Source organism: Streptomyces sp. PSU-S4-23 (assembly GCF_055632315.1).
Genome location: NZ_JBVMUU010000002.1, coordinates 4,439,446 through 4,464,932, shown reverse-complemented (window position 1 = coordinate 4,464,932; position 25,487 = coordinate 4,439,446). Strand labels below are relative to the sequence as shown.

Genomic DNA, 25,487 nt, shown 5'->3' with positions numbered 1-25,487 from the left:
GGACGCCTTCTCGACATTGCCGGTGTGCGGCAATGTCCCGGTCATGGAACTGCAGCACGGGCCCCTGCCCGTACGGAACCGGACGGGCCACGCTGAACCGATGGTCCGCATCAGTCACTCGGTGATCGTCGAGTCCGTGCCCCGACTCTGGTTCGAGCAGGCTCTCCGCGTGCTGCACGGCGTGGCGCGGGAGACCCGCGCCGAGGGCGGGCGGGTACTGCTTCCCGACGGACGGACTGTGCCCCAGGTGCGGTTGGCAGAGGGGTGCCATCTGTCGCCCGGCGCGGTGTACGAGTCCGAGGACGAGCAGCAGTACACACGCCTCACTGTGCGGCAGTGGGGCAGCGCCCCGGCCCTGCGCCTGGAACACGCGCTCGCGGACGAAGGCGTCGTCGTGGTCCTGGAAGCCTCACTGCGCACCGTCGACCGGCCTGTCCAGGCCGAATTCAGTGGCTCTGTACAGGTCCACGGCCGATGGCGGTCGCTGAGGCATGCGCAGGGCGACGCCCGTGTCGACCTGCGTTCCTGGTGGGATGCGGCTGCGGGACGGCGCCCGACCGGCGCGCCGTTCGAGGCCCGTGTCAGACACCGTCTTGCCAGGGCCACCCTGCGGGCGACGCCTCGGCCGCACGGCGACGGCCGGTGGGAGGCGCGGCTCGTCCTGTCGCTGCGCGGACGCTCCTTCCTGCGTCCGGTGGCCGCCGCCGGCCTCCTGATGTTCCGTCGGCGCCTGCGCCAGGTCTTCACCGAAGCACTGGAGGAGACGGCCCGCCAGTGGAACGAGGCCGTTCCACAAGCCGTGGCCGAGGGTGTGAGCCGGCTACGCGAACGTATCCTGGACGCGGCTGGCCCCTGATCGGCTTCACCAGTAGCGCAGCAGTATCCGCTCGTGTGCCGCGGTGGTCCTGGTGGCGCAAGGTATTCAGGCCGCCTCGGGGTCCGTTTCCTCGAGTGCATCGGCAGCGGCGGCCTCACGGCCGACACCCTCGTCCCCCCGAGGGGGCCCGCACACCGGACAAGGCGTCGTCAACCGCATGGCCGCCATCGGCGTCACCGTCAGCCACGCCGTGGAGCAACCCGAGTCCCGGCAGGCCACCGCCGAGGAAGCCTCGCTGCTCGGCATCCAGAAGGCCGCTCTCGTCACCCACATCCGGCGGACCTACTACAGCGACCAGGGACGACCCGTCGAGACGGCGGACATCGTCGTGCCTGCCGCCCACTGCGAGATCGTGTACGAGATTCCCGTAACCGGTAGCCAGCAGCCCCTCAGGCCATGATCCAAGGCCCTCGGGTCGTGCCCCCAGGCGTGCCCCTTCCGTGCCCGACAGGGCGGGAAACCAGGGGGAACGGCGGTGTCCGGCGGGCAGCGCGTACGGCGACGGCCCCCGACCGTCTTGCCTGGTCAGGGGCCGTGATCGAGGTGCGGTGGGTGTGGGATTTGAACCCACGGTGGCTTGCGCCACGACGGTTTTCAAGACCGTTCCCTTAGGCCGCTCGGGCAACCCACCTCCCGCCCCGTCCACCAGGGGCGGAGCGGGTACAGCGTACCGGCCCCGGGCGTCTCGCGGGTTGCGTGGTCCGCACGGGCCCCCGGTTCTCAACCGGCTTTCGGTGCGGTGTACGAGGAGTCGTGGAAGTCGTACGCCGCCCAGTCGGACAGCGTGCGATAGCCGAGGCGCTGGTAGAGGGCGTTGCTGGTGGGGTTGGACAGGTCCGCGAACAGGACGACGTCCCTCGCGCCCGCCGCCAGCGCGGCCCGGCTCACCTCCGCCGTCACGGCGCCCGCGTAGCCGCGGCCGCGCAGGTGGGCCGGGGTGTAGACGATGTCCACCTGGATCTGGCCGCCGATCAACGGGTTCATGCCCGCGACAGAGACGGGAGTGCCGTCCGGGGTCTCCCAGAGCGTGTAGCGCTTGTCGGCGAAGCGGGTGCCGGCCCACGTGTCGGCGTCGACGGAGACGTCTTCCCCGACGGCCTTGGCGAACTCGCCGCACCAGAACATGGCTTGCTCAAGGTCCTGGTCGCCAAGGACCCGGCCCCGGCCCGCCGGCAGCGGCTCCGGCGGGGTGAGCGTGCCGAGGCGGTACAGGCGGAGCCGCGTGTCGTGAAGTGTCGGCGTCGTGCCGGTGTGCCGCTGCCATGCCTCGGCGAAAGCGGTGGCGGTGCTGTGGTCCGCGCTGACGCGGGGAAGGGAGTGCCCGAGGGCGGCCAGGCGGGCGGCGAGTGAGTCGGCCTGCTCGGGTGTGAGCGGGGAGAGGCCCAGACCACGGGGCGGAAGGCGGAAGAAGGTGGCGTGGATCTCGCCCGCTCGCTCCAGCATGCCGAAGACGGGGGTCTTGATGCCGAACGCGTCGGCCCCACGCGTTCGCACTCTCTCGGCCCACGTCAGCTGCATGACGTGCGGACCAGGCCGCGAGCGCAGGAAGTCCCCGGCTTGGGCGAGGAAGTCGTCGACGTCTTCGGTGAGGTGCCAGTCGTCCGGTCGCATGCCTCATGTTTTCGCATGCGGCAGGCGTGCGCCCGTGGTTCTTCTTCGAAGAACCCGTAGAACCGGCGGCGTAGGCCACTCGTCCGTGACCGGGCGCCAGAGGATGGCTGACCAGCGGGTATGCGGGTCCATGTCGCCAGGCCGCTGAGGCCGCTCGGGCGGCCCGCCCCGCGCCCGCCGCGCCCGCCGTGATCGGCGGGCGCGGGGACAAGGGGATCGGGTCGGCACGGGCGCCCGGGTATCCGGGGACCGGCCGCGGGGGTCAGCTGTCGCCGACGCGGGAGCCCAGCGTGAGTTCGACCGTGTGGGACTTGCCGTCACGCTCGTAGGTGACCGTGACCTTGTCGCCGGGCTGGTGGGTCCAGATCTCGCCGATCAGGGTCGGGCCGCTGTCGATCACCCTGTCGTCGAGCTTGGTGATCACATCGCCCGGCTTCAGGCCCGCCTTGTCCGCGGGGCCGCCGGATTCGACCGCGGCCGATCCGCTCACACCCTGGTCGGTGATCTTCGCCCCGTTGGTGCTGTCCTGCAGCGAGACGGAGGCACCGATCTTCGCGTAGACCGGCTTGCCCGTCTTGATGAGCTGCTGGGCGACGTACTTGGCCTGGTTGATCGGGATCGCGAAGCCCAGGCCGATCGAGCCGGACTGGCCGCTGCCGCCCAGGCCGCCGCCGTTGGTCGACTGGATCGCCGAGTTGATGCCGATGACCGCGCCGCTAGCGTCGAGAAGGGGTCCGCCGGAGTTGCCCGGGTTGATCGAGGCGTCCGTCTGCAGGGCGTTCATGTACGAGGCCCTGCTGGTGGCGCTGCCGTCGCTGGAGGCCACCGGGCGGTTCTTGGCGCTGATGATGCCCGTGGTCACCGTGTTCGACAGGCCGAAGGGCGCGCCGATCGCGATCGTCGAGTCGCCGACCGCCACCTTGTCCGAGTTGCCGAGGGGGAGGGGCTTGAGGCCCGACGGGGCGTTCTTGAGCTTGATGACGGCGACGTCGTAGCCCTGCGCGTGCCCGATGATCTCGGCGTCGTACTTCTTGCCGTCGGGGAACGTCGCCGTGAGCTTGCCGCCGTCGACCGCGTCCGCGACGACGTGGTTGTTGGTGACGATGTGTCCCTGCGTGTCGAAGACGAAGCCCGTGCCGGTGCCGCCCTGGCCGCTGGTGCTCTCGGCCTCGATCGTCACCGTGCTCGGCAGCGCTCTGGCGGCCACGTTCGCGATGGACCCGGTGGTGTGCTTGACATCACCGCCGCTGGTGGCGGCGGAGACGGTGGTCGAGCCGGTGGAGTCGTCGTTCCTGGCCAGCTGGTATCCGATGCCGCCGCCGACGCCGCCCGCGACCAGCGCGGCGACGATGACCGCGGCGACCAGCCCGCCGCGGCCCCTCTTCGGCTTCGGGGCGGGGTCCTGGTACGAGGCGCCCCAGGCGCCGCCCGCTCCGCCGCCTCCCGTGTACGCGGGAGTGGCCGGCGGAGGCGGCGGCCAGCCCGCCTCGGCGGCCGGGGAGGCCCCGGGCTGTCCCGGAGGCACGGGCGGGAGCTGCGCGGTCGGCGCGCCTTCCGGCTGCGGAGCGCCCGGGCCGGACGGTGCGCCGCCCACGGGTGGAGTGCTCCCCGCTGCCGGGCCGGCGGCCCCTGCGGAGGGCGCGTGGCCTTGGGGGACCGCGCCCGGCGCGGAAGCAGGAGCGTCCACCGGCACGGGAGGTGCAGACGGGGCCGGGGGTACCGCAGTGCCCTCGTTCTCGGTGCTCACAGCTCTTCTCCTCGTTCCACGGCTGGTCTACTGGGTCGCCCTCGCTCACGCTCGTCCGTCCTGGGCGGCGCCGGGCGCATTTCGGCTGCGCACGTCTCTGTGTACGCCGTCAAGCTTTTCCCACCGGGCGTCAGAGCACCATAAGCGGCGGCTGTGGGTCCCGGACCATCCTTTATATCGGACATGATGGAACAATATTCCTCATCCCCGACACCTTCCCGATGCTCTCGCATCGCCCTCCGATCCCACACGTTCCCCTCGACGGTGGCACCATGTCGCCGTGACCCACGCACGACAGCACCCGATCCAGGTCGTCGCCCACCGCGGGGCCTCCGAAGACGCCCCCGAGCACACCCTGGCCGCGTACAGGAAGGCGATCGAGGACGGTGCCGACGCCCTCGAGTGCGACGTCCGGCTCACGGCGGACGGGCACCTGGTCTGCGTGCACGACCGACGCGTCAACCGTACGTCCAACGGCCGCGGCGCGGTCTCCGCCCTGGAGCTCGCCGATCTCGCCGCCCTGGACTTCGGCTCCTGGAAGAGCCGCGACGAGGAACCCGACTGGGAGTACCGCCCGGAGGACCGCGAGCACACCTCCGTCCTCACCCTGGAGCGCCTGCTCGAACTCGTCGCGGACGCCGGACGCCCGATCGAGATGGCCATCGAGACCAAGCATCCGACGCGCTGGGCGGGACAGGTCGAGGAGCGGCTGCTGCTTCTGCTGAAGCGATTCGGCCTGGACGCCCCGGAGTCCCCGGGTGCGTCGACGGTGCGGATCATGAGCTTCTCGGCGCGGTCCCTGCAGCGCGTGCGGGCCGCCTCCCCCACCCTGCCGACGGTCTACCTGCTGCAGTTCCTCTCCCCTCGGCTGCGGGACGGGCGGCTGCCCGCGGGTGTCCGGATCGCGGGCCCTTCGATGCGGATCGTGCGCAGCAATCCGGCCTACGTCACGCGCCTGAAGCAGGCGGGCCGCCAGGTGCACGTCTGGACTGTGAACGACCCTGAGGACGTGCGGCTCTGCGCCGAACTGGGCGTCGACGCCATCATCACCAACCGTCCGCGGGCGGTGCTGAGCCAGCTCGGCCGCTGAACGACCCGCGCCTGCCGCCCCCTTCATTCCTCCGCATAAGCAGGGAAATCGAGCCACTCGACTACGAGGAGTGCACCGGCGCGTTCGTTCCGTGTTCGACCGGTGTGAGTGCGTCCGCAGCGGGACGGGGGTCGGTTTCCGGTCCGGTCCAAGGGGGCATTCACACCGTGGCGTGGGGCGAAGGAGGTCTCGGGGGTGGCGTTGGTGGTGGCACAGGAGGTGCCCACGTCGTCGAGCATGGCCGTGCCCCATGGTCCTGCGGGCGTGGGGGAGGCACGGCACCGGATGCGCGAGCAACTGCGTGCCGGTGGAGTGTCGGAATCGGTCATCGATGATGCCGTATTGATTCTTTCGGAACTGCTCAGCAATGCCTGTCGCCACGGCCGACCACTCGGCGACAGCCTGGCGGGGGACGGGGACGTGCGCGCCGCGTGGCGTGTCGACGTCTCCGGACGTGTCACGGTCGAGGTGACGGACGGCGGCGGACCGACCCGTCCGGTGCCCGCGACGCCCTCGGTCACCGCGCGCGGCGGCCGCGGGCTGAACATCATCACGGCACTGGCCAAGGACTGGGGCGTACGGGACGACGTCCACGGTGAGGTCACGGTGTGGGTCGTCGTCCAGGACGACGCCGCCTCGGCGAACCGGCGCGACGACTTCGCCACGCGCGTGACGGCACCCTCCGTGTCGGAGATGGCGAGGCTGGACTTCTCCGACGCGTTCGACGACCTGGACTGACCGGGTCCTGGGCGGGGCGTGCCTGAGGCGCCGGCACGAAGGGCTGCCTGGGCAAAACCCCGAGCGGGGTTCCCCGAGCAAGGTGCCGAGCGGGTTTCCGAGCAAGGTGCCGAGCGGGCTTTCCGGGCCGGCCCCCGGTCAGAGCTTCCGACCGGGGGCCACGAGCGCACAGGCACGGTGCGTCTGAATCGGCGTCAGGGCGGGCGGCCCGCCGCGGCGACTGGGCCGGGAGGACCACGCAGCCGGTTGCCCGTGCACACGGCTGCTCGTGCAACCGGCTGCCCGTGCATCCGGCTGCCCGTACGAACCCCGTCGTCACGGACGACCGTAGTTCCGGAGTCGCTCCGCCGCCCGTCCCGGCCCGGCACCACCGCGCACCGCACCACCGCGCACCGCACCACCGCACCCGCGGCCCGCCTGCCCGCTCTCGGGCACTGCCGCCAGGCGCTTCGAACCCCGTCGGCGGACGCCTCACGCGGACGACGCGGTGCGTTGTCCACAGGATCCCGTCGACCGTCGTACGAGCGGCTAGGCTCGCGCCCGTACGAAACGAGCCGTAACCGGGAGACACCCACGATGGCCAAGAAGCGACCCCAGACCAAGGCCAAGCGCCCGCAGTCCACCGACGGTGCCCGCGTCGCAGGTGCCGAGGGGAATGTTCCGGTCGTCGGCGCCCGGGAGCCCTGCCCCTGCGGCAGCGGCCGCCGCTACAAGGCATGTCACGGCCGGGCCGCCGCGCACGCGGCTACCGAGCTGGTGCAGCGCCCGTTCGAGGGACTTCCCGGCGAGTGCGACTGGGTGGCGCTGCGCGAGCTGGTGCCGGCGGCGACCGTCGAGCTGAAGCTCAGGGAAGGCATCGTCCCCGACGACGTGCCGTCGGTCACGCTCGCCACCGTCCTGCCCATGGCGTGGCCCGCGCTGCGCCGCGACGACGGCTCGGTCCTGCTCGGCCTGCAGAACGACACGGCGTCGGGCGACCTCAGCCGCGACCTCGCGGACACCCTTCAGCGCGCCCTCACCGCCGAACCGGGCTCCCCGGTCAAGGGCCGCCGCGCGCCCTCCGACAGTCCGCGCCTCCAGGACCTGCTGGACCCGGAAGGCGCCTTCGAGCCAGTCGTGCACAGCGGCTTCGAGTTCTGGGTCCCCGAGGTGGAGAACGCGACGCCCGAGGTGACCGCCTCCCTGGAGCGGGCCAACGCCGCCGCCATCCCCACCGTGAAGCTCAGGGGTGTCGACGCCGCGTACTGGTGCGAGACCCCGGACAAGAACCATCTGCGGTGGGTCATGCCGTACCCGGAGGAGCAGCTTCTGGACGCTCTCGCGCGGCTGCAGCCGGCCGGGCAGTCGGGCCTCGGCGAGGGCACGCGCCTGGTCGGGTCCTTCCGCGCGCACGGGCTCACGGTGCCGGTCTGGGACCTGCCGAGCGCGATGAGCGCGGAGGATGTCGAGAAGCCGGCCGCCGCGTTCGCCGAGCGCCTCACGGCCGCTCTGGCGTCGGACGCACCGCTCACCGCCGAGGAGCGCCGGGCCCGTGGCGGGCTGACCAACCGACAGGTGACGCTGAGCTGACCTCCGGACATCGCCCGACCGACCGGTCAGCCGGTACGGGAGTCTCCCCACGGGTGACTCCCGTCACAAGTACCCGTTGCGACAGGTAAATCCATGTCCGAATAGCCGAGATCGAATTTGCGAACCGCCGATCTCTTGTTACCGTTCCAGTAGCCCGGTTGCTGGTGCATCCCCCGTCGCCAGCAACCGGGTCTTTCCATGTGCACGCATGTGGACGAAACGGGTTGAGACGTCAACTGCCTTGGGGAGCCGCCCCGTTACTGTCCGCTCGGCCCGGTGGCGTCACTTCCGGAGCGCAGCATCAGCGGTCCGCTCCCGTCGCTGCGGGCGAACTCCACGACCGCCGAGTACGCGCTCGGAGCGCCCGCGACGCGCTGCCGCGGCGTCTCACAGGTCTTCGGGTCCTTCGCCGCGGCCACCGGGCAGCGCATCTCGATGGTGCGGCCACCGGGCCCCATGAAGCTCAGGACGGAGATCAGCCGGCCGCCCGTGGCGTTGCGGTAGTACGTGCGCGCCCAGGTCTCCCGGTCCTGCGTCATGACGCAGGTCTGCGCCTCGATGCCTTCCCGGGAGGACAGTTGGGGGCCGCAGCGGACCGCGGTGGCCGCACCGAGGCCCAGCCGCCTCGCGGAGGGGGCGGAGGTCGGCCGTTTCGCGTCATCGTGCGGGAGCGTGCGGATCGCGTCACGGTCCGCGTCACCCACCGGCCCGGCGGAGGCCACGGCGAGCGGCAGCGCGGCCACGACCGTCACCACGCCCATGAGCGCGAACAGGCGCAGCCTGTGCGGCTCGGGCCGGTCCTGGCCCGGCACGCCCGTCTCCTGCTCCTGTTTCCCGTGCCCCCCAGGACGAATCAGCATGAGCCGAAGATATCCGCCGATCACCGGCGCCCGGTTCCGCCGCGCGCCCGACACCTACAACTCGGGTGCGCTCACACCCGTACGAGTGAGGGCGTCGACGACCGCATCCACCACGGCCTCCACATCGGGCACCCAGGGCGCCGCCGAACCGGGCAGCGGCGCCCGCTCCCAGCGGATCTCCCCATGGCCGGTCTCGGAGGGGGGCAGCGCCAGATAGCCGCCCTCGCCGTGGAAGCGCAGCGATCCCGGTACGAAGTCCTTGGCGTAGAGCAGTTCGCCCAGTTGCTCCATCGAGTAGGGCGCCACGAGGATCGCCCAGCGGTGCGGCGCCGCCACGACCGGGCCGAGGCGCATGCCCTTCCGGTCGAGCGCGGCGAGGGCGCGTGAGGCCGCGAGGGCGGGCAGGCTCACGGCGCAGGGCGCCCGGCCTCCGGTGGCCAGCACGATCGGCGCGGTGGGCCGGTTGGTCCACCACCAGCGCACCATGCGCTCGTCCGTGGTGGCCGCCAGCAGCCCGGGGTCGAACGGGTGCGCGCCGGGAACCGTGCACTCGGGGTCGGGGCAGCCGCAGCGGGCTCGCCCCTGCGGATCCGGCGCCACACCCGGGAGAACGGGCCACCGCCATGCGGTCGCGAAGGTCAGGGCCGCGCTGATCGACTCGGGCCTCCCGTCGTTCCGCCTGGACAGGAGCCTGCGTCGCCTTCCGAGGATCTCGCGCATGAGCGCTCGTTCCTTTCCGTTGCACGCCTGGCAACACCGAGGACCACGTCACACCATGTGTCGATCACTTCACCGTGCGTACCTGCTGGCGCATCACACCCCTGTCTTGGACAAGGGGAACCCCTCTGGGCCGAGCGTTGGCTGCGTCCGCGTCCATACTGCGCCCATCACAATCATGGGCATGGCGTGGGGTGGCGGCGCCTGGCGATTTGCCGTCCCGCTCCTACTCGCCGCCTCCACCAGGGGAGGATGGGGCTCGGCCGTCGGTGGCTAAGACGCCCGGGTCCGGCGCCAGGTTCCGGATGGGTCCCAACCACCCCTGGCCTTCACCGAGTACGTACCCATCACGACCGCTGTGACGCTCTGTCGAACGAGGCCAGTCGACCGCAATGGAGCGATGCCCGAGGCTGTTTTAGGCCAACTTTGCTTTTCCGTAAGAGAGTAAGGGGTCCCACGGACACCAGGAATCCCAGCAGGACAATGCTGGACATCTCCTCACGAGTGCGTGTACATGTGGAGACACTGCTAGCGGCGCAGATTGACATGGGGGTTTGCGATGCTATCGAGCACTACGCACCGGTCCGAAGGCCGGTCACCATGAACGCCCCTCACCCTCCGAAAGTGGCTGGAATCGATTCAACGGTTCCCCCGCCCGCACACACTGTCGCGCCGACCTCTGCCGCCACGGACGTCCCTCCGGCCACCCCGCACGCCCCCGTCGCCCCGGAAACCCTGCTCCAGGACCGGCTCGCGGCCTGGGTCTCGGATCTCACGACCCTCCACGAACTCACCGAACGCCTGGCACGCACGGACTCACTCGCCGAAGCGCTCCAGGAACTACTGCGCGCCGGAGCCGCCCTCGTGGGCGCCCGGCGCGGTCTTGTCGTGCTGGAGCCCCACGACGGTCTCGGCCCCGACACGACGATCGGCCTGGGCCTGGCCCGCGCCGACCTCGGGCACATCGAGACCGTGCCGCGCAGTTCGATGTCGTACGGCAGGATCCTCGACGGTCTGCCGGGCGGCGAGCGCGAGATCGCCGAGCCCGACCTGTTCTCCGAGGACGGACTCGACCCCCGCCACCGCGAGGTGGCCGCCCGGCTCGGATACGCCGCGAGCTACGCACTCCCCCTGTCCACCGAGGCGGCCGGCCGGCTCGGTGCCGCCGTGTGGCTCTACGACGAGCCCGCGGAGCCGGTCGAGCGCCAGCGCCATCTCGCCGGCCACTACGCCCGCTACGCGACCGAGCATCTGGCGCGGCTCGTGGAGACCGACCGCACGCGCGCGTGCATGAGGACGATCGCCGAGGAACTGCTGCCCGCCCGGCTGCCCCGGATCGCCGGCGTGCAGCTCGCCGCGCGCCGCCGCACCGGCCCGCGTGGCGGCGGCGACTGGTACGACGCGCTGCCGCTGCCCGATGCCGCCCTCGGTCTGGCGGTCGGATCCGTGACCGGGTCGGGCCCCAGCGCGCTGGCCGCGATGGGCCGGCTGCGGGCCTCGCTGCGCGCGTACGCGGTGATGGAGGGCGAGGACCCGGTGGCGGTCCTCTCGGACCTGGAGCTGCTGCTGAGGCTCACCGAGCCCGCCCGCTCCGCCACCGCCCTGTTCGCCTACTGCGAGCCCGCGACGCGCAGGGTGACACTGGCCGGGGCCGGGCACAGCCCGCCGCTGCTGATCGGTCCCCACCGCACCGAGTTCGTGGAGACCTCGCTGTCGGCGCCCCTGGGAATGCTGGCCTGCTGGGAGGCGCCGAGCATCGACGTGGCCCTGGAGCCCGGCGAGACCGTGCTGCTCTACACCGACGGCCTGCTGCGCCGCACCGGGGACCCGATGGACCGCGCCTTCGCCCGGCTGCACGCGGCGGCCGCGGGCGTACCGAGGCCGGTGCGTACCGACCCGGGTGCGGTCGTGGACCACATCCTGCGGGCGATGCTGCCCGAGGAGCCGGCCGTCGCGGCGGCGCGCCCCGGCCGGGCGGCGCCGCGGCCGGGGGAGGACGGCGCGGAGGACGTGATCCTGCTGGCGGCGCGGTTCGAGTGATCCCCTGAGCGCCCGGCGGGCCCTGCCGAGCCGCTGACGAGCCCCCGCCGAGCCACTGACGAGCCTCCGCCAAGCCACTGACGAGCCCGCTGACGAGCCCCCGCCACGCCACCGCCGGGCCCCTCGGCGCGCGCCCCCGGCAGTTCCTCTTCCGCCCTGGGCCCCGCCCGTACGACCGTACGATGGACGGGGTCCAGTGCCGCATCTAGGAGGATGACCGTGGCAGAAGAGCTCCCGGAGACCCCGGAGACTGCCCAGGAGGAGCCCGTCAAGCAGCGCAAGAACGGCCTGTACCCGGGCGTGTCCGACGAGCTGGCCGAGAACATGAAGTCCGGCTGGGCCGACACCGAGCTGCACGACCTGCAGCCCATCGCCCAGGCCGCCGAGACCCGCGCCCGCCGCGCCGCGCTCTCCGCCCGCTTCCCGGGCGAGCGCCTGGTGATCCCCGCGGGCCGTCTGAAGACCCGCTCCAACGACACCGACTACCCCTTCCGGGCCTCCGTCGAATACGCGTACCTGACGGGCAACCAGACGGAGGACGGCGTCCTGGTGCTGGAGCCGGTGCCGGCCGCGGACGGGACGAGCGGCCACCGGGCGACGATCTACCTGCTGCCCCGGTCCAACCGTGAGAACGGCGAGTTCTGGCTCTCCGGCCAGGGCGAGCTGTGGGTCGGCCGCCGCAACTCGCTCGCCGAGGCGGAGCAGCTCCACGGCATCCCCGCCGCGGACGTGCGCGAACTGCCCGAGAAGCTCAGGGAGGCCACCGGCCCGGTGCGGGTGGTCCGCGGCCACGACGCGGGCATCGAGGCCGCGCTGCACGACAAGGTGACCGCCGAGCGCGACGAGGAACTGCGCGTCTTCCTCTCCGAGATGCGGCTGGTCAAGGACGCGTTCGAGATCGGGGAGCTGCAGAAGGCCGTCGACTCGACGGTGCGCGGCTTCGAGGACGTGGTGAAGGTCCTCGACCGGGCGGAGGCGACCAGCGAGCGCTACATCGAGGGAACGTTCTTCCTCCGTGCGCGCGTGGAGGGCAACGATGTCGGCTACGGCTCGATCTGCGCGGCCGGACCGCACGCCTGCACGCTGCACTGGGTGCGCAACGACGGGCCCGTCCGCTCCGGCGACCTGCTCCTGCTGGACGCCGGTGTGGAGACGCACACGTACTACACCGCCGACGTCACCCGCACGCTGCCGGTCGGCGGCACCTACAGCGAGATCCAGAAGAAGATCTACGACGCCGTCTACGAGGCCCAGGAGGCCGGCATCGCGGCGGTGAAGCCGGGCGCCAAGTACCGCGACTTCCACGACGCGGCGCAGCGCGTGCTCGCCGGGAAGCTGGTCGAGTGGGGCCTGGTCGAGGGCCCGGTGGAGCGCGTCCTGGAGCTGGGGCTGCAGCGCCGCTGGACCCTGCACGGCACGGGCCACATGCTCGGCATGGACGTCCACGACTGCGCGGCCGCCCGCACGGAGACGTACGTGGACGGCACGCTGGAGCCCGGCATGGTGCTCACGGTCGAGCCGGGTCTGTACTTCCAGGCGGACGACCTGACGGTTCCGGAGGAGTACCGCGGCATCGGCGTCCGCATCGAGGACGACATCCTCGTCACGCAGGACGGCAGCCGGAACCTCTCGGCGGCCCTGCCGCGGCGCTCCGACGAGGTCGTGGCGTGGATGGCGTCCCTGAAGGGCTGACAGGCAGGAGCGTGGCCGGGTGCCGACGGCGGTACCCGGCCTTCGCACGACCGGCCCGCCGGCTCTCGACCGGCCCCTCGCCGCTCCGCTGCGCGGCCGCCGTCTTTGCTACACCGCCACCAGAGGGGCGTCCTTCTTCCACTTGAGGATCTTGTCGAAGCTCACCACCGCCCCACCGCGCCCCGGCTTGTTGCCGATGTGGACGTGGTCGGCGAGTTCCTGGATGAGGCACAGGCCGCGGCCGTGCTCGGCGTCGACGCGGGCCGGGCGCAGCGCGGGGCGGGATCTGCCGGAGGGGAACCCGGGGCCCGCGTCGGTGACTTCGATGCGGCACTTCTCGCCGTCGAGGTAGGCCGTGACCCGGTACGCCCCGGACGTACCGCCGGGTGCGCCGTCGCCGCCGTGCTCGACCGCGTTGGCGCACGCCTCGCTGAGGGCGACGGAAAGGTCGTACGAGATGTCCGGGTCGACGCCCGCGGTCTCCATCGTGCCCATCAGGAGCCGTCGGGCGAGCGGCACGCTCGCAGCTTCGCGCCGCAGATGGAGTGACCACCAGATGCTCATGCTCCAGCCTCCTGGCCGCGGCTCGACATACCGTTACGTATTGCCACGCATGCCCGAGGGCATTCGCAGGATCCATGAGATCCCGCCCATACGGCGGATGCGCCGGGGCCGCGCGGGGTGTATGCGAGGGCCGCCCGCGCCAGAACATGATCTTCTGGATCGCCCATCCGATTACCGCATGTATGTCGCCTTGCGGACCTGCCGTACGGCGCCCGAGGGGCCAGTGCGATGATGAGGCCGCCATGAGTGCCCCCCTCCCGCGCACGGCGCGCACCGGATACGATCTCCGGTTTCTGCGGGCCGCGGTGTTCGCCGCGGTCTGCGTCGTGCTGGCCGCGACGGGGCACGGGCTCGCCTCCTGCGCCGCGGTTCCGGTGTGGACGCTGGGCGCCGGTTTCCTCGCCGTGTTCGCCGTCGCCGCCGGGCTCACCGGGCGGGAGCGCACCCTGCCCGGCATCGTCGCGTTCCTCGCCGTGGGCCAGACCCTGCTGCACACACTGTTCGAGCTCGGGCAGCAGTGGGGTGCCGTGCCGATGAGCGGGCACGCGACGCCGACGGCCGACGCCACGCTCGTGGAACGGGCCGCGCGCATCATGTGCGGAACCAGCGCCGCGGCGCTCTCTCCCGCGCGGGCCCAGAAGATCCTCGCCGACGCGCGGCTCGACACGGGCGTGGACGCGTCCACCGTGCACCACCCGGCGGACGCCCTGGCGACGATGGCCGGCCCGGGGTCGATGCTGCCGTCCGTGCCCATGCTGCTCGGTCACGTCCTCGCGGCCGTGGCCGCTGGCTGGGTGCTGCGCCGCGGTGACCTCGCGCTTCTGGGGCTCCTGCGGCTGTCGGCCCAGGAGCTCGCGGAGGGGGCGCTCGTACGGTCCCTGCGCGCGGCGTTCACGCTCGTGCGCGCCCTGCTGGGCGGGCTCTCCGGCGCGCCCGGGACCGGACCGCGCGCCCCCCGCACCGCCTTCCTCGTACCGCCGAAGCCGCCGGCGTCCGCCCTGCAGCACTCGGTGATCCGGCGCGGGCCGCCCTCCCCCACTCCGTACGTGCTCGCTGCCTGACGCGACGCGCCACTCCACTCGTCCGTGCGGAGGGGATGCCGTCGTGCGGCACGCGCGCGTGCCCGCGGGGCACCACGGCCGTGGCCGCCCCCGAGCACGCGCCCTTTCCCCCTACCGACTCCCACTCGGAGTGGAGTGCTCTTCATGAAGGCCATCTCGGCTTCCCCGAAGGCGTCGTCCCGCATCGCACGCCTCGCCGCGGCCGGTGCCGCCGCCGCGTCGGCCGTCCTCGTCCTGTCCGCACCCGCGTCCGCGCACGTCGACGTGCAGCCGAACGGCGAGGCCGTCCAGGGCGGATACACGACGGTCGGCTTCCAGGTCCCCAACGAGCGCGACAACGCCTCGACCACCCGGCTGGAGATCAGCCTCCCGCCCGACCATCCGCTCGCCTCGGTGATGGCGCAGCCCGTCGAGGGCTGGACCGTACGGATCACCAAGTCGAAGCTGGCCAAGCCGGTCGCGGTGCACGGCCTGACGATCGACGAGGCCGTCACCAAGGTCACCTGGACCGCGACCGGCAAGGGCATCGAGCCGGGCTACTTCCAGAATTTCCCGCTCTCGATCGGCCCGCTCCCGCAGGACACCGGCCGACTCGTCTTCAAGGCCCTGCAGACGTACTCAGACAACGAGGTCGTCCGCTGGATCGAGCCGCAGCAGGAGGGCCAGGAAGAGCCCCAGAACCCCGCCCCGGTGCTGGAGCTGACCGCCGCGTCCACCGGCCGCAACGGCGCCACGGCCGAGGACGCCTCCGCCACGTCGGCCGCCGGTGACACCCGGTCCGCGGCCTCCGGCGACGGTGACACCACCGCCCGCGCGCTCGGCGTCGCCGGCATCGCCGTGGGCGCGGTGGGCGTGGCGTACGGCGTGCTGGCCGGCCGCCGACGTACCACCGACTCCTGAGACCCCCTACCTCTGGGACGTTTTTCATGCGCAAGAAGAAACTCGCGGCCGTCGGCCTCCTCGCCGCCGCCGCGCTCACCCTCTCCGCCTGCGGATCCGGCGACGGCGGAGACAAGCCCGTCGTCCAGGTCTCCGCGGAGGACGGCTCGGACAAGGCCGCGACCGTGCTCGACCAGCCGTTCGAGAAGCCGGACCTCGTCCTCACCGACACCCAGGGCAAGAAGTACGACCTCCGCGCGGAGACCAAGGGCAAGCCCGCACTCGTCTACTTCGGCTACACCCACTGCCCCGACGTCTGCCCGCTGACGATGAACAACCTCGCCGTCGCCAAGAAGGAGCTCGCGGCGAACAAGCAGCTGAGCCAGGCGCAGAAGGACTCGCTGCGGATCGTGTTCATCACCACCGACCCGGACCGTGACACCCCTTCCGCCCTCGCCAAGTGGCTGAAGGGCATCGACCCCCAGGTCGTGGGCCTGACCGGTGACTTCGCCACCATCCAGGCCGGCGCCCGCGCCCTCGGCATCAGCATCGAGCCGCCCACGAAGGACAAGGACGGCACGATCGTGTCCACCCACGGCACCCAGGTCGTCGCGTTCTCACCGAAGACCGACGCCGGCTATGTGCTGTACAGCCAGGACGCCACCGTCGACGACTACATCAAGGACCTTCCGAAGATCATCAAGGGGGAGAACCCGTGAACCGCCGTCTCTTCTTCCCCACCCTGGCGATAGCGGCCGGACTGATGCTCGCGGGCTGCGGGAGCCCGGACGCCTCCGGCGGCTCCTCCGCGGCCAGGCCCGAGTTGAAGGTCAGCGGCGCCTACATGCCGGAGCCCGTCACCGGCGACATGGCCGCCGGCTACTTCACCGTCACCAACTCCGGCGGTGCCGACTCCCTCACCTCCGTCACCAGCGACCTGAGCGACGACATCACGCTGCACTCCACCACGGGTGGCGCGATGCGGGAGGAGAAGTCGTTCGCCGTGCCCGCGGACGGCAGGCTCGTCCTCGGCAGCGGCGGCAACCACCTGATGTTCGCAAAGCTCGGCCACAGGCCCAGGCAGGGCGAGAAGGTGTCGCTGCAGCTGCACTTCGCCAAGTCGGGAACGGTGACCGTCGAGATGCCGGTGAAGTCGGCGACGTACCAGCCGATGACCGGACACTGAGGGAGGCATCACCGTGACGCAGGCCATCGCTCCCGGCGGGCACGTCCGAGAGCACGTCCGGAGGAGGGTCCGTACGGCCGCCGGCCCCACGGCCCGGGTCCGGGCGGTCCGCGGGCTGCTGACGCTGCTGCTCGCCGTCGTGGGCGCGCTGTTCGGCGGGGCCGCGCCCGCCTCCGCGCACGCCGCGCTGATCGGCAGCGACCCCGCCCAGGGAACGGTGGTCGACAAGGCGCCCGACCAGGTCACGCTCACCTTCTCCGAGAAGGTCGCGTTCTCCGGCGACTCGCTGCGCGTCCTCGACCCCAGGGGGCAGCGCGTCGACACCGGCAGGGCGTTCAACCAGAGCGGCACGATGTACGGCGTGAAGGTGCAGGCGGGGCTGCCCCGCGGCACCTACACCGTCACCTACCAGGTGGTGTCCGCGGACAGCCACCCGGTCTCCGGCGCCTTCACCTTCTCCGTCGGCGCCCCGTCCGCGACCACGGTCACCCTCTCCGGCCCGACCGCGGGCGGCGGGGTGGTCGGCTGGCTCTATGGATTCGCGCGGTACGTCTCGTACGCCGGATTCATCGTCCTGGTCGGCGGCGCGGCCTTCGTGCTCGCCTGCTGGCAGCGGGGCGCCGGGGTGCGGGCCGTACAGCGGCTCGTGGTCTCCGGGTGGCTGGCGATCACCTCGGCGACACTCGCGCTGCTGCTCCTGCGTGGCTCGTACACGAGTTCGGGGAAGGTGGCCGACATCTTCGACCTGTCCCTGATGGGGCAGGTGCTGCAGACCAAGTCGGGGGCGGCCCTCGTCTCCCGGCTGCTGCTCCTCGCCGCGGGGGCGCTGTTCATCGCGGTGCTCTTCGGGGCGTACGTCAAACGGGACCCGGACGGCGAGGAGGCGACCGGCGGCAGCGGCAAGCCGCGTGGTGCCGGTGGCACGAAGGGCCAGTCCCGTGGCGGTGCCTTGGAGGAGGACGCCGACCTCGCCGCCGAGAAGCGGGACCTCACCTTCGGGCTGGCCGTCGGCGGGACCGTCGTGGCGGCCGGGCTGGCGGCGACCTGGGCCATGGCCGAGCACGCCTCGACCGGCCTCCAGACCGGCCTCGCGATGCCGGTCGACGTCCTGCACCTGCTCGCGGTCGCCGTCTGGCTGGGCGGCCTAGCGACCCTGCTCGTCGCGCTCTACCGGGCCCCGTTGATCGAGCCGGCGGCCGTGCGGCGCTTCTCGCGCGTCGCGTTCGCCGGCGTCGTGACGCTGGCCGCGACCGGCGTCTACCAGGCATGGCGCCAGCTCGGGTCGTGGTCGGCACTGACCGGAACGGCGTACGGACGGCTGCTGCTCGCCAAGGTCGGCCTGGTCGCCGTGCTCGTCGGCCTCGCCTGGGTCTCGCGGCGCTGGACGGCGCAGCTGACGGAGGCGTCGGCGTCCGCGGTGGCGGCGTGGCGTACGGCGGAACGCCGCCGCGCCGAGGAGAAGAAGCAGTCGGCGGTGGCGGCGAAGTCCCCGGCCAGGAGCGGTGCGTCCGCGAAGAGCGGGGGCTCCGCCAAGAACGGAGGCACCGGGGCTTCCGGCAAGGAGCGCGGCTCCGGGAGCCGGGCCTCCGGCACGTCCGGGCGCTCCGCGCGCGCCGCCCAGCTGGCCCGGCAGCAGGCCGCGGTGGCGACGGCGCGGGCCCGGCGGATGCGGGACGCCGACCCCGTCCGTTCGGGGCTGCGCCGCTCCGTGCTCACCGAGGCGGGGGTGACGATCGTGCTGCTCGCCGTCACCACCGCGCTCACGAGCACCGAACCGGGGCGCACAGAGGAGGCGGCCAGGGCGGCCACCGCGTCCACATCGCAGCCCTCCACCGGCTCCCTGGCACTGAAGTTCCCCTTCGACACCGGCGGCCAGGACGGCAAGGGAACCGTGGAACTCACCCTCGACCCGGCCCGCGCCGGCACCAACGAGATGCACCTCTACGTGGTGCGGCCGAACGCCAAGGCCTTCGACGTCCCCGAGGTGAAGGTCGCCTTCACGCTCAAGGCGAAAGGCATCGGCCCGCTGCCCGTCGTGCCCGACCACATCGCCGCCGGCCACTGGTCGGCGAGCGGCGTGCAGATCCCCATGGCGGGCGACTGGAGGATCGCGGTGACCGTGCGGACGTCCGACATCGACCAAGTGACCGTGAACAAGAACGCGCAGATCGGCTGAACCTCACCATGGCTGACCAGTCCACGCCCCCCGCGTCCTCCCAGGACGCCGGTCCCCGGAAGAACCAGGGCCGTCCCGGCGAGAAGCACTCCGCCGAGAAGGCCGCCCCCGGAAACGGCACCCCCGAAGAGACCGCCGCCCGCGCTCCCTCCCCCGGAGGGGCGATCTCGCGGCGGCGGCTCCTCGGCACCGCCGGCGCCACCGGGATCGTGCTGGGCACCGCGGGAGCGGTCGCCGGACACGCCGCGACACCCTCCGAGAAGGCCATCCCTCTGACGTCCCTCGGCACGGGCCGGGTGGCCTTCCACGGGACGCACCAGCCGGGCATCACCGACGCCCTCCAGGCCCGCGGCCACGTCGTCGCCTTCGACCTCGCGGCGGGCGCGGGCCGCAAGGAGGCCGCCGCGCTGCTGCGCCGCTGGTCGGCGACCGCCGAGCGGCTGATGGCGGGCGAGACCGCCGCGCACGACGACACCGGTGTCGCGCGCGACGCCGGACCGTCGTCCCTGACGATCACCTTCGGCTTCGGCAACAGCTTCTTCGCCCGTACGGGGCTGGAGAAGCAGCGCCCGCCCGCCCTGGACCCGCTGCCCGAGTTCTCCTCCGACCGCCTCGACCCCCGCCGCAGCAACGGCGACCTGTGGGTGCAGATCGGCGCCGACGACGCGCTCGTCGCCTTCCACGCCCTGCGCACCATCCAGAAGGAGGCCGGCGGCGCGGCGCGGCTGCGCTGGCAGATGAACGGCTTCAACCGCTCTCCCGGCGCGACCGCGCACCCCATGACGGCCCGGAACCTGATGGGCCAGATCGACGGCACACGGAATCCCAAGCCGGCCGAGCCCGACTTCGACCGGCGCATCTTCGTGCCCTCCTCCGGCGACCCGGCGTGGATGGCGAACGGCTCGTACGCCGTGGTGCGCCGCATCCGCATGCTCCTCGACGACTGGGAGAAGCTCCCGCTGCGGGCGCAGGAGGAGGTCATCGGGCGCCGCAAGTCCGACGGGGCACCGCTCAGCGGCGGCACCGAGACGACCACGATGGACCTGGAGCGGACCGGTGCCGACGGCAAGCCGGTCGTGCCGCTCACCGCGCACGCCCGCATCACCCGGCCCGACCAGAACGGGGGCGCGGCCATGCTGCGCCGCCCGTTCTCGTACCACGACGGCTTCGACGCGGACGGTACCCCTGACGCGGGCCTGCTGTTCGTCTGCTGGCAGGCGGACCCGCTGCGCGGCTTCGTCCCCGTGCAGCGCAAGCTCGACCGGGGGGATGCGCTGTCGCGGTTCATCCGCCACGAGGCGAGCGGCCTGTTCGCGGCTCCGGGCGGGGCCGCGAACGGGGAGTACGTGGGGCAGCGGCTGCTGGAGGGATGAGAGAGGGACGGACGGGAGAAGGACGGACGGGACGGGGCCCGGCGGGCCGTCCGGCGGGCCGCGGCCGTCACGGGTGCCCCGGCCGGGCGTGTGCCCAGGCAGGCCGCGGTTTCCACAGGGGTGAGCCGAGGTCCGCCGGGCCTATTAGGGTGAGGTCATGCCAGCCAGTTATGCGTATCTCGGTCCCGAGGGCACCTTCACCGAAGTCGCTCTCCGTACGCTGCCGGAGGCCGCCACCCGGGAGCTCGTCCCGATGGTGTCGGTTCCGGCCGCGCTCGACGCCGTCCGCGGCGGCGAGGCCGAGGCCGCGTTCGTACCGATCGAGAACTCGGTGGAGGGTGGCATCACGACCACCCTGGACGAGCTGGTCGCGGGCGAGCCGCTGATGATCTACCGCGAGGTGCTTCTCTCGATCACCTTCGCGCTGCTGGTCCGGCCCGGTACCAAGCTCTCGGAGATCAAGACGGTCACCGCGCACCCGGCCGCACAGCCGCAGGTGCGCAACTGGCTGAAGGACAACCTCCCGGACGCGGTCTGGGAGTCGGCGGCGTCCAACGCGGACGGCGCACGACTGGTGCAGGAGGGCCGGTACGACGCGGCGTTCGCGGGCGAGTTCGCCGCCGCGCGCTACGGCCTGGAGGCGCTGGAGACCGGGATCCACGACGCGGAGAACGCGCAGACGCGGTTCGTGCTGGTGGGCAAGCCCGCCCGGCCGGCCGCTCCGACCGGCGCCGACAAGACCTCCGTCGTCCTGTGGCAGCGCGACGACCACCCCGGGGCGCTGCGCGACCTGCTGGGCGAGTTCGCCGTGCGGGGGATCAACCTGATGCTGCTGCAGTCACGCCCGACGGGTGCGGGCATCGGGAACTACTGCTTCTGCATCGACGCCGAGGGTCATATCTCCGACCGCCGGGTCGCCGAGGCGCTGATGGGGCTGAAGCGGATCTGCCTGCAGGTGCGCTTCCTCGGCTCGTACCCGCGGGCGGACATCGAGCCGGGCGACGCGCGGGCCCTGCGGCCCGGTACGTCGGACGACGAGTTCGTGTCGGCCGCGGACTGGGTGGCACGCTGCCAGGACGGCCGGTTCTAGACTGTCGGCGTCAGGGCGCCCGGTCCTACCTGCAGATTGTCGCTGTCCACAGAAGTTATCCACAGGTGGGCTTCTCGACCTGGGGACAAGTCGACAACACGGCATCGCGAGGTCGACAAATCTTCCCAAGGCTCCTCCGCCCGTCCATCACCCCGTCCGTCACAGTTGTCCACCCGTTTCTTTCGACCAACACTTCGGGGCGACCCTTTTCCACCCGAAAGTGCATGCAATAGCGGTTTGAACCGGGAATTCTGCGCTTCCCGCAGGCCATTCGGATTGATCAACTCCACAGTCCACAGATCTTCCGCACAGCCTGTGGATAACCTTGGTCCGGCTGTGGATGCCTGTGGACAAGCACACTCCAAATCCCGCTCTGCACAGGGAAGTCGAGTCAACGAGACGCCCGGCCATTGCCCCCTTAAGGGGTGCATAACCCCTTTCATTGACACACGGAATAATTGCCGCATAGCGGACATGCCTCACTGATCGAAATAGGGAGTCGTGGGCCGGAACCCCGCACCGGTAGCCTTGAGGGGTGATTGACCTTCGCCTGCTCCGTGAGGACCCCGACCGTGTTCGCGCCTCCCAGCGCGCCCGTGGTGAGGATGTCGCGCTCGTCGACGCCCTGCTCTCCGCCGACGAGCGGCGCAGGTCGTCCGGCATCCGCTTCGACGAACTCCGCTCCGAGCAGAAGGCGCTCGGCAAGCTGATCCCCAAGGCCGCCGGCGACGAGAAGGCCCACCTGCTGGAGAGGGCCGGCCGGCTCGCCGCCGACGTCAAGGCGGCGGACGCCGAGCAGCACGAGGCCGAGGAGGAGACCAAGCGGCTCCTGCTCCAGCTCGGCAATGTGGTGCACCCCGACGTCCCGGTCGGCGGCGAGGAGGACTTCGTCGTCCTGGAGACGCACGGCACGATCCGTGACTTCGGCGCCGAGGGCTTCGAGCCGAAGGACCACCTGGAGCTCGGCGAGGCGCTCGGCGCGATCGACGTCGAGCGCGGTGCGAAGGTGTCCGGCTCGCGCTTCTACTACCTGACGGGCATCGGCGCCCTGCTGGAGCTGGCACTCGTCAACGCGGCGATGGCGCAGGCCGTGGAGGCCGGGTTCACGCCGATGCTGACGCCCGCCCTGGTCCGCCCGCGTGCCATGGAGGGCACGGGTTTCCTCGGCCAGGCCGCCGAGAACGTGTACCACCTGGAGAAGGACGACTTCTACCTGGTCGGCACCTCCGAGGTCCCGCTCGCCGCGTACCACATGGACGAGATCATCGACGCGGAGCGGCTGCCGCTGCGCTATGCCGGCTTCTCGCCGTGCTTCCGCCGCGAGGCCGGGACGTACGGCAAGGACACGCGGGGCATCTTCCGCGTGCACCAGTTCGACAAGGTCGAGATGTTCTCGTACGTCGCCCCCGAGGACGCCGAGAACGAGCACAGGCGGCTCCTGGAGTGGGAGAAGCAGTGGCTGACCTCTCTGGAGCTGCCGTTCCAGGTCATCGACGTGGCGACCGGCGACCTGGGCGCGTCGGCGTCGCGGAAGTACGACTGCGAGGCATGGATCCCCACCCAGGGCAAGTACCGTGAGCTGACCTCGGCGTCCAACTGCGACGGCTTCCAGGCCCGCCGGCTGTCGGTCCGCATGCGGGACGGCAAGAAGGTGCAGCCGCTGGCGACGCTGAACGGCACGCTGTGCGCGGTACCGCGCACGATCGTGGCGATCCTGGAGAACCACCAGCTGGCGGACGGCTCCGTCCGGGTGCCCGAGATCCTGCGCCCGTACCTCGGCGGCCGGGAGCTGCTGGAGCCCGAGGCCAGGTGAGCACGGCCGAGCCCTCCGATTCTCCCTACAAGCTGATAGCCACCGATCTCGACGGGACGCTGCTGCGCTCCGACGGGACGGTGTCGCAGCGCACGCGTGAGGCGCTCGCCGCGGCCGCCGCTGCGGGCGTCGCGCACATCGTGGTCACCGGACGCGCGGTCGCCTGGACCCGCCCGGTCCTCGACGACCTCGGCTACCGGGGCCTGGCGGTGTGCGGCCAGGGGGCCCAGGTGTACCACGCGGGGGAGCACAGGCTGCTGACATCGCTGACGCTGGACCGGCAGATCGCCGCTCTCGCCCTGGCGAAGATCGAGGCCGAGGTGGGCCCGCTGCTGCTGGCGGCGAGCCGGGACGGGCTGGACGGGGAGGTCCTGGCCGGCCCCGGCTACCGGTTCGGGGGACCGCTTCCGTACGGGCTCATCCAGGACGCCGCGGAGTTGTGGTCCGCCCCGCTGAGCAAGATCTACCTCCAGCACCCGACGCTGGGCGACGACGAACTGGCCGAGGCGGCGCAGCAGGCGGCCGGCGGCCTGGTCGGGGTGACGATGGCGGGCGAGGGCATCGTGGAGCTCCTCCCTCTCGGCCTGACCAAGGCGACGGGTCTGTCGCTGGCCGCCCGCCGCCTGGGGGTGAAGGCCGCGGACACGATCGCCTTCGGGGACATGCCGAACGACATCCCTATGTTCGCGTGGGCCGCGTACGGCGTGGCCATGGCCAACGCGCACGAGGACCTGGGGGCGGTCGCGGACGAGGTGACCCTCTCCAACGACGAGGACGGCATCGCCGTCGTCGTGGAGAGAATGCTGGGCTGAGTCGTTCGGCACCGGGTGTCCGGCGCCGGGTGCCGGGGCTCCGGCGCCAGGTGTCGGGGCTCCGGCGCCAGGTGTCGGGGCTCCGGCGCCAGGTGTCGGTCATCGGGTGTCGGTCATCGGGTCAGGTGTCGGAAGCACCCATTCGTTTGCGGAGGATGCGCGAATCGAACGCGCGCGGGCTTTCCAGGCCCGACCACGGCTTAGCAAGCCGGTGCCTTACCACTCGGCCAATCCTCCGGGTGGGCGGCCCGCGCGAAGGGAATCGCGCGCTCGAAGCGGCCGCCCCGGGCAGCTCCCGGGCGGGGCGGGCTCGACGGAGGGGTAACTACTCCGGAGCCTGCCGCGGGCTGCCCTGCCGGGAGTACGACGCACTGTCACTGGACATCGCCGGACTCCGCTCCCCGTGTGTGGCGCCGGCTTGGTCCGGCGTCGTGGACATCACCACTGTGCCGGTCCGCCGGAGCGGGCGCCACCGAATAAAACACGTCGTCGAACCCGCCGGCCTCACGTCACGGGGCCGCTACCGGCGGCGCCACCTGCGGCGGCGCGCCTTGCTGAAGAACCAGCCGGCGGGCGGCTCGTCGGAGCGCCACGGCTGAGGTTCGGGCGCCTGGTCGCGCCAGCGCGCCGCGAGCATCCGGGCGCGCGCGGACTGCTCCGTGGCCGACGCGGACCGTATGAAGTCCTCGTCGAACACGACGCCGTCCCACTCCTCTCCGGTCTCGCCCGCCGCCGCCCTGTCCGGCTCGTCGCCCCGCGGTGTCTGCGCTGCCATCCCCGTTCCTTCCGCCGCGCATCCCCTGCGCCCAGTCTGCCCGGGCGCAGATGAAGCCGCCGTCAAGAGAAGTCCCCCCACCGGGGGGACGGTCACTCCTCGCCCGCCAGCGTCAGCGTCCGCAGCTTCCGTCCCGCGTACCAGGTGGCGCCCACGGTCACCGCGACCAGCAGCACCGTCGCGGTGGGCAGCGTCACGTCCGAGGTGACCAGCGAGCTGTCGGACACCTTGTGGGCCACGGCGAGCGCCCACTGCTGGACGCTGAGGGTGCGCGCCCCGGAGATCAGCGAGCCGAACAGCGCCTCCCAGACGAGCGCGTAGACCAGGCCGAACACCACGGCGTGCCGGCTCACCGTGCCGAGCAGCAGGAACAGGGCCGCGTACGCGATGGAGGCGACCAGCGCCGCCACGGTGTAGGCGACGGCGATCTGCTGGCCGTTGCCGTTGAGGATCAGGCCCGCGACGAGCGTCGGCAGCGCGGAGAACGCCATGGTCACCGCGATGGCGACGATCAGTTTCGTGAAGATGATGGTGGGCCGCTTCACCGGCTTGGCCAGCAGATAGATCACGGAGCCGTCGTCGATCTCGGGGCCGATCGCGCCGGTGCCGGCGATGACGCCGATGATGGGCACCATCGTGGCGAGCGCGAACCCGCCGAGGACGTCGTGGGCGACCTGGTCGTCGGCGCCCGTCAGCGAGCGGACGACCGCGGAGATCACGATCAGCAGAACGGGCAGCGCACCGAGGATGAGGGCACGGCGGCGGCCGAGCAGGCCCCGGTAGGTGAGCCGGGCGACTGTGGGGTCGTACATCTTCG

The 25,487-nt window shown here is 71.9% G+C and carries 22 protein-coding genes, 2 tRNA genes and 1 pseudogene; 16 read left to right on the top strand and 9 right to left on the bottom strand.

All coding sequences use genetic code 11. The features are described from left to right. The first annotated feature begins 100 nt into the window (after positions 1–100). On the top strand, positions 101–856 hold the full coding sequence (locus ACZ79I_RS20390; RefSeq protein WP_471498933.1) for a hypothetical protein: 756 nt from the start codon (positions 101–103) through the stop codon (positions 854–856). Between the two features lie 136 nt (positions 857–992). Further along, positions 993–1,277: pseudogene (locus tag ACZ79I_RS20385) on the top strand (UTRA domain-containing protein); the annotation flags it as partial. 146 nt (positions 1,278–1,423) lie between these two features. On the opposite strand, the gene ACZ79I_RS20380 reads toward ACZ79I_RS20385, so the two are convergent. From ACZ79I_RS20380 to ACZ79I_RS20370, 3 genes are all read right to left on the bottom strand, one after another. Then, a tRNA-Ser gene (locus ACZ79I_RS20380) sits at positions 1,424–1,508 on the bottom strand. A gap of 89 nt (positions 1,509–1,597) precedes the next feature. Further along, on the bottom strand, positions 1,598–2,488 hold the full coding sequence (locus ACZ79I_RS20375; protein ID WP_471498932.1) for a GNAT family N-acetyltransferase: 891 nt from the start codon (positions 2,486–2,488) through the stop codon (positions 1,598–1,600). Between the two features lie 262 nt (positions 2,489–2,750). Further along, positions 2,751–4,235 carry a S1C family serine protease gene (locus ACZ79I_RS20370; protein WP_471498931.1) on the bottom strand — a complete coding sequence of 495 codons (1,485 nt, stop codon included), beginning with the start codon at positions 4,233–4,235 and terminating at the stop codon, positions 2,751–2,753. Between the two features lie 280 nt (positions 4,236–4,515). Between ACZ79I_RS20370 and ACZ79I_RS20365 the strand changes: the two genes are divergently transcribed. From ACZ79I_RS20365 to ACZ79I_RS20355, 3 genes are all read left to right on the top strand, one after another. Continuing rightward, positions 4,516–5,325: a glycerophosphodiester phosphodiesterase gene (locus ACZ79I_RS20365; protein ID WP_471498930.1), complete on the top strand. Its 810-nt coding sequence runs from the start codon at positions 4,516–4,518 to the stop codon at positions 5,323–5,325. 195 nt (positions 5,326–5,520) lie between these two features. Then, positions 5,521–6,063, top strand: coding sequence for an ATP-binding protein (locus ACZ79I_RS20360; RefSeq protein WP_471498929.1), 543 nt, complete (start codon positions 5,521–5,523; stop codon positions 6,061–6,063). Positions 6,064–6,639: 576 nt separating this feature from the next. Further along, positions 6,640–7,632 carry a DUF5926 family protein gene (locus ACZ79I_RS20355; RefSeq protein WP_471498928.1) on the top strand — a complete coding sequence of 331 codons (993 nt, stop codon included), beginning with the start codon at positions 6,640–6,642 and terminating at the stop codon, positions 7,630–7,632. 257 nt (positions 7,633–7,889) lie between these two features. Here ACZ79I_RS20355 and ACZ79I_RS20350 read toward each other — a convergent pair whose 3' ends face one another. Next, positions 7,890–8,492, bottom strand: coding sequence for a hypothetical protein (locus tag ACZ79I_RS20350; protein WP_471498927.1), 603 nt, complete (start codon positions 8,490–8,492; stop codon positions 7,890–7,892). Positions 8,493–8,546: 54 nt separating this feature from the next. Further along, positions 8,547–9,212 carry a bifunctional DNA primase/polymerase gene (locus tag ACZ79I_RS20345; RefSeq protein ID WP_471498926.1) on the bottom strand — a complete coding sequence of 222 codons (666 nt, stop codon included), beginning with the start codon at positions 9,210–9,212 and terminating at the stop codon, positions 8,547–8,549. Between the two features lie 480 nt (positions 9,213–9,692). On the opposite strand from ACZ79I_RS20345, the gene ACZ79I_RS20340 reads away from it, so the two are divergent. Together ACZ79I_RS20340 and ACZ79I_RS20335 are read left to right on the top strand one after the other, a co-directional pair. Then, positions 9,693–11,249 (top strand): PP2C family protein-serine/threonine phosphatase, encoded by a 1,557-nt coding sequence (locus ACZ79I_RS20340; RefSeq protein WP_471498925.1) that lies wholly within the window; start codon positions 9,693–9,695, stop codon positions 11,247–11,249. A 213-nt stretch (positions 11,250–11,462) separates the two neighbouring features. Beyond that, positions 11,463–12,941: an aminopeptidase P family protein gene (locus ACZ79I_RS20335; RefSeq protein ID WP_471498924.1), complete on the top strand. Its 1,479-nt coding sequence runs from the start codon at positions 11,463–11,465 to the stop codon at positions 12,939–12,941. A 108-nt stretch (positions 12,942–13,049) separates the two neighbouring features. Here the strand turns inward: ACZ79I_RS20335 and ACZ79I_RS20330 are convergent, their stop codons facing one another. Continuing rightward, positions 13,050–13,505 (bottom strand): ATP-binding protein, encoded by a 456-nt coding sequence (locus ACZ79I_RS20330; RefSeq protein ID WP_471498923.1) that lies wholly within the window; start codon positions 13,503–13,505, stop codon positions 13,050–13,052. 242 nt (positions 13,506–13,747) lie between these two features. Here ACZ79I_RS20330 and ACZ79I_RS20325 point away from each other — a divergent pair, with 242 nt between their 5' ends. The 9 genes from ACZ79I_RS20325 (at position 13,748) to ACZ79I_RS20285 (ending at position 23,895) form a co-directional block, all read left to right on the top strand. Continuing rightward, on the top strand, positions 13,748–14,566 hold the full coding sequence (locus ACZ79I_RS20325) for a hypothetical protein (RefSeq protein ID WP_471498922.1): 819 nt from the start codon (positions 13,748–13,750) through the stop codon (positions 14,564–14,566). 144 nt (positions 14,567–14,710) lie between these two features. Continuing rightward, positions 14,711–15,466 (top strand): YcnI family copper-binding membrane protein, encoded by a 756-nt coding sequence (locus ACZ79I_RS20320; protein WP_471498921.1) that lies wholly within the window; start codon positions 14,711–14,713, stop codon positions 15,464–15,466. 26 nt (positions 15,467–15,492) lie between these two features. Further along, a complete protein-coding gene (locus tag ACZ79I_RS20315; RefSeq protein ID WP_471498920.1) occupies positions 15,493–16,164 on the top strand; it encodes an SCO family protein in 672 nt (223 codons plus the stop codon). Continuing rightward, on the top strand, positions 16,161–16,631 hold the full coding sequence (locus ACZ79I_RS20310) for a copper chaperone PCu(A)C (RefSeq protein WP_471498919.1): 471 nt from the start codon (positions 16,161–16,163) through the stop codon (positions 16,629–16,631). Before ACZ79I_RS20315 ends, ACZ79I_RS20310 begins: the two co-directional genes overlap by 4 nt. Before the next feature lie 115 nt (positions 16,632–16,746). Beyond that, positions 16,747–18,807: a copper resistance CopC/CopD family protein gene (locus ACZ79I_RS20305; protein ID WP_471505106.1), complete on the top strand. Its 2,061-nt coding sequence runs from the start codon at positions 16,747–16,749 to the stop codon at positions 18,805–18,807. Between the two features lie 8 nt (positions 18,808–18,815). Continuing rightward, entirely contained in the window at positions 18,816–20,180 is a 1,365-nt protein-coding gene (gene efeB, locus ACZ79I_RS20300; RefSeq protein WP_471498918.1) for an iron uptake transporter deferrochelatase/peroxidase subunit, read from the top strand. Positions 20,181–20,337: 157 nt separating this feature from the next. Continuing rightward, positions 20,338–21,270: a prephenate dehydratase gene (pheA, locus tag ACZ79I_RS20295; RefSeq protein WP_471498917.1), complete on the top strand. Its 933-nt coding sequence runs from the start codon at positions 20,338–20,340 to the stop codon at positions 21,268–21,270. A 535-nt stretch (positions 21,271–21,805) separates the two neighbouring features. Beyond that, positions 21,806–23,083, top strand: a complete 1,278-nt coding sequence (gene serS, locus ACZ79I_RS20290) for a serine--tRNA ligase (protein ID WP_471498916.1) — start codon at positions 21,806–21,808, stop codon at positions 23,081–23,083. After that, positions 23,080–23,895 (top strand): HAD family hydrolase, encoded by an 816-nt coding sequence (locus ACZ79I_RS20285; RefSeq protein WP_471498915.1) that lies wholly within the window; start codon positions 23,080–23,082, stop codon positions 23,893–23,895. The genes serS and ACZ79I_RS20285 overlap by 4 nt, the downstream gene beginning before the upstream one ends. A gap of 149 nt (positions 23,896–24,044) precedes the next feature. On the opposite strand, the gene ACZ79I_RS20280 is transcribed toward ACZ79I_RS20285, so the two are convergent. From ACZ79I_RS20280 to ACZ79I_RS20270, 3 genes are all read right to left on the bottom strand, one after another. After that, a tRNA-Ser gene (locus ACZ79I_RS20280) sits at positions 24,045–24,132 on the bottom strand. A 283-nt stretch (positions 24,133–24,415) separates the two neighbouring features. Further along, a complete protein-coding gene (locus ACZ79I_RS20275) occupies positions 24,416–24,670 on the bottom strand; it encodes an SGM_3592 family protein (protein ID WP_471498914.1) in 255 nt (84 codons plus the stop codon). 92 nt (positions 24,671–24,762) lie between these two features. Then, positions 24,763–25,482 carry an ABC transporter permease gene (locus tag ACZ79I_RS20270; RefSeq protein WP_471498913.1) on the bottom strand — a complete coding sequence of 240 codons (720 nt, stop codon included), beginning with the start codon at positions 25,480–25,482 and terminating at the stop codon, positions 24,763–24,765. Between the last annotated feature and the right edge of the window lie 5 nt (positions 25,483–25,487).

Bases quoted from the DNA above. Each gene is read 5' to 3' on its own strand.
- ACZ79I_RS20390 (WP_471498933.1), top strand. From the start codon at position 101: ATGGTCCGCATCAGTCACTCGGTGATCGTCGAGTCCGTGCCCCGACTC.
- ACZ79I_RS20375 (WP_471498932.1), bottom strand. From the start codon at position 2,488: ATGCGACCGGACGACTGGCACCTCACCGAAGACGTCGACGACTTCCTC.
- ACZ79I_RS20355 (WP_471498928.1), top strand. From the start codon at position 6,640: ATGGCCAAGAAGCGACCCCAGACCAAGGCCAAGCGCCCGCAGTCCACC.
- ACZ79I_RS20350 (WP_471498927.1), bottom strand. From the start codon at position 8,492: ATGCTGATTCGTCCTGGGGGGCACGGGAAACAGGAGCAGGAGACGGGC.
- ACZ79I_RS20345 (WP_471498926.1), bottom strand. From the start codon at position 9,212: ATGCGCGAGATCCTCGGAAGGCGACGCAGGCTCCTGTCCAGGCGGAAC.
- ACZ79I_RS20340 (WP_471498925.1), top strand. From the start codon at position 9,693: ATGCTGGACATCTCCTCACGAGTGCGTGTACATGTGGAGACACTGCTA.
- ACZ79I_RS20335 (WP_471498924.1), top strand. From the start codon at position 11,463: ATGACCGTGGCAGAAGAGCTCCCGGAGACCCCGGAGACTGCCCAGGAG.
- ACZ79I_RS20330 (WP_471498923.1), bottom strand. From the start codon at position 13,505: ATGAGCATCTGGTGGTCACTCCATCTGCGGCGCGAAGCTGCGAGCGTG.
- ACZ79I_RS20325 (WP_471498922.1), top strand. From the start codon at position 13,748: ATGAGTGCCCCCCTCCCGCGCACGGCGCGCACCGGATACGATCTCCGG.
- ACZ79I_RS20320 (WP_471498921.1), top strand. From the start codon at position 14,711: ATGAAGGCCATCTCGGCTTCCCCGAAGGCGTCGTCCCGCATCGCACGC.
- ACZ79I_RS20315 (WP_471498920.1), top strand. From the start codon at position 15,493: ATGCGCAAGAAGAAACTCGCGGCCGTCGGCCTCCTCGCCGCCGCCGCG.
- efeB (WP_471498918.1), top strand. From the start codon at position 18,816: ATGGCTGACCAGTCCACGCCCCCCGCGTCCTCCCAGGACGCCGGTCCC.
- pheA (WP_471498917.1), top strand. From the start codon at position 20,338: ATGCCAGCCAGTTATGCGTATCTCGGTCCCGAGGGCACCTTCACCGAA.
- ACZ79I_RS20275 (WP_471498914.1), bottom strand. From the start codon at position 24,670: ATGGCAGCGCAGACACCGCGGGGCGACGAGCCGGACAGGGCGGCGGCG.
- ACZ79I_RS20270 (WP_471498913.1), bottom strand. From the start codon at position 25,482: ATGTACGACCCCACAGTCGCCCGGCTCACCTACCGGGGCCTGCTCGGC.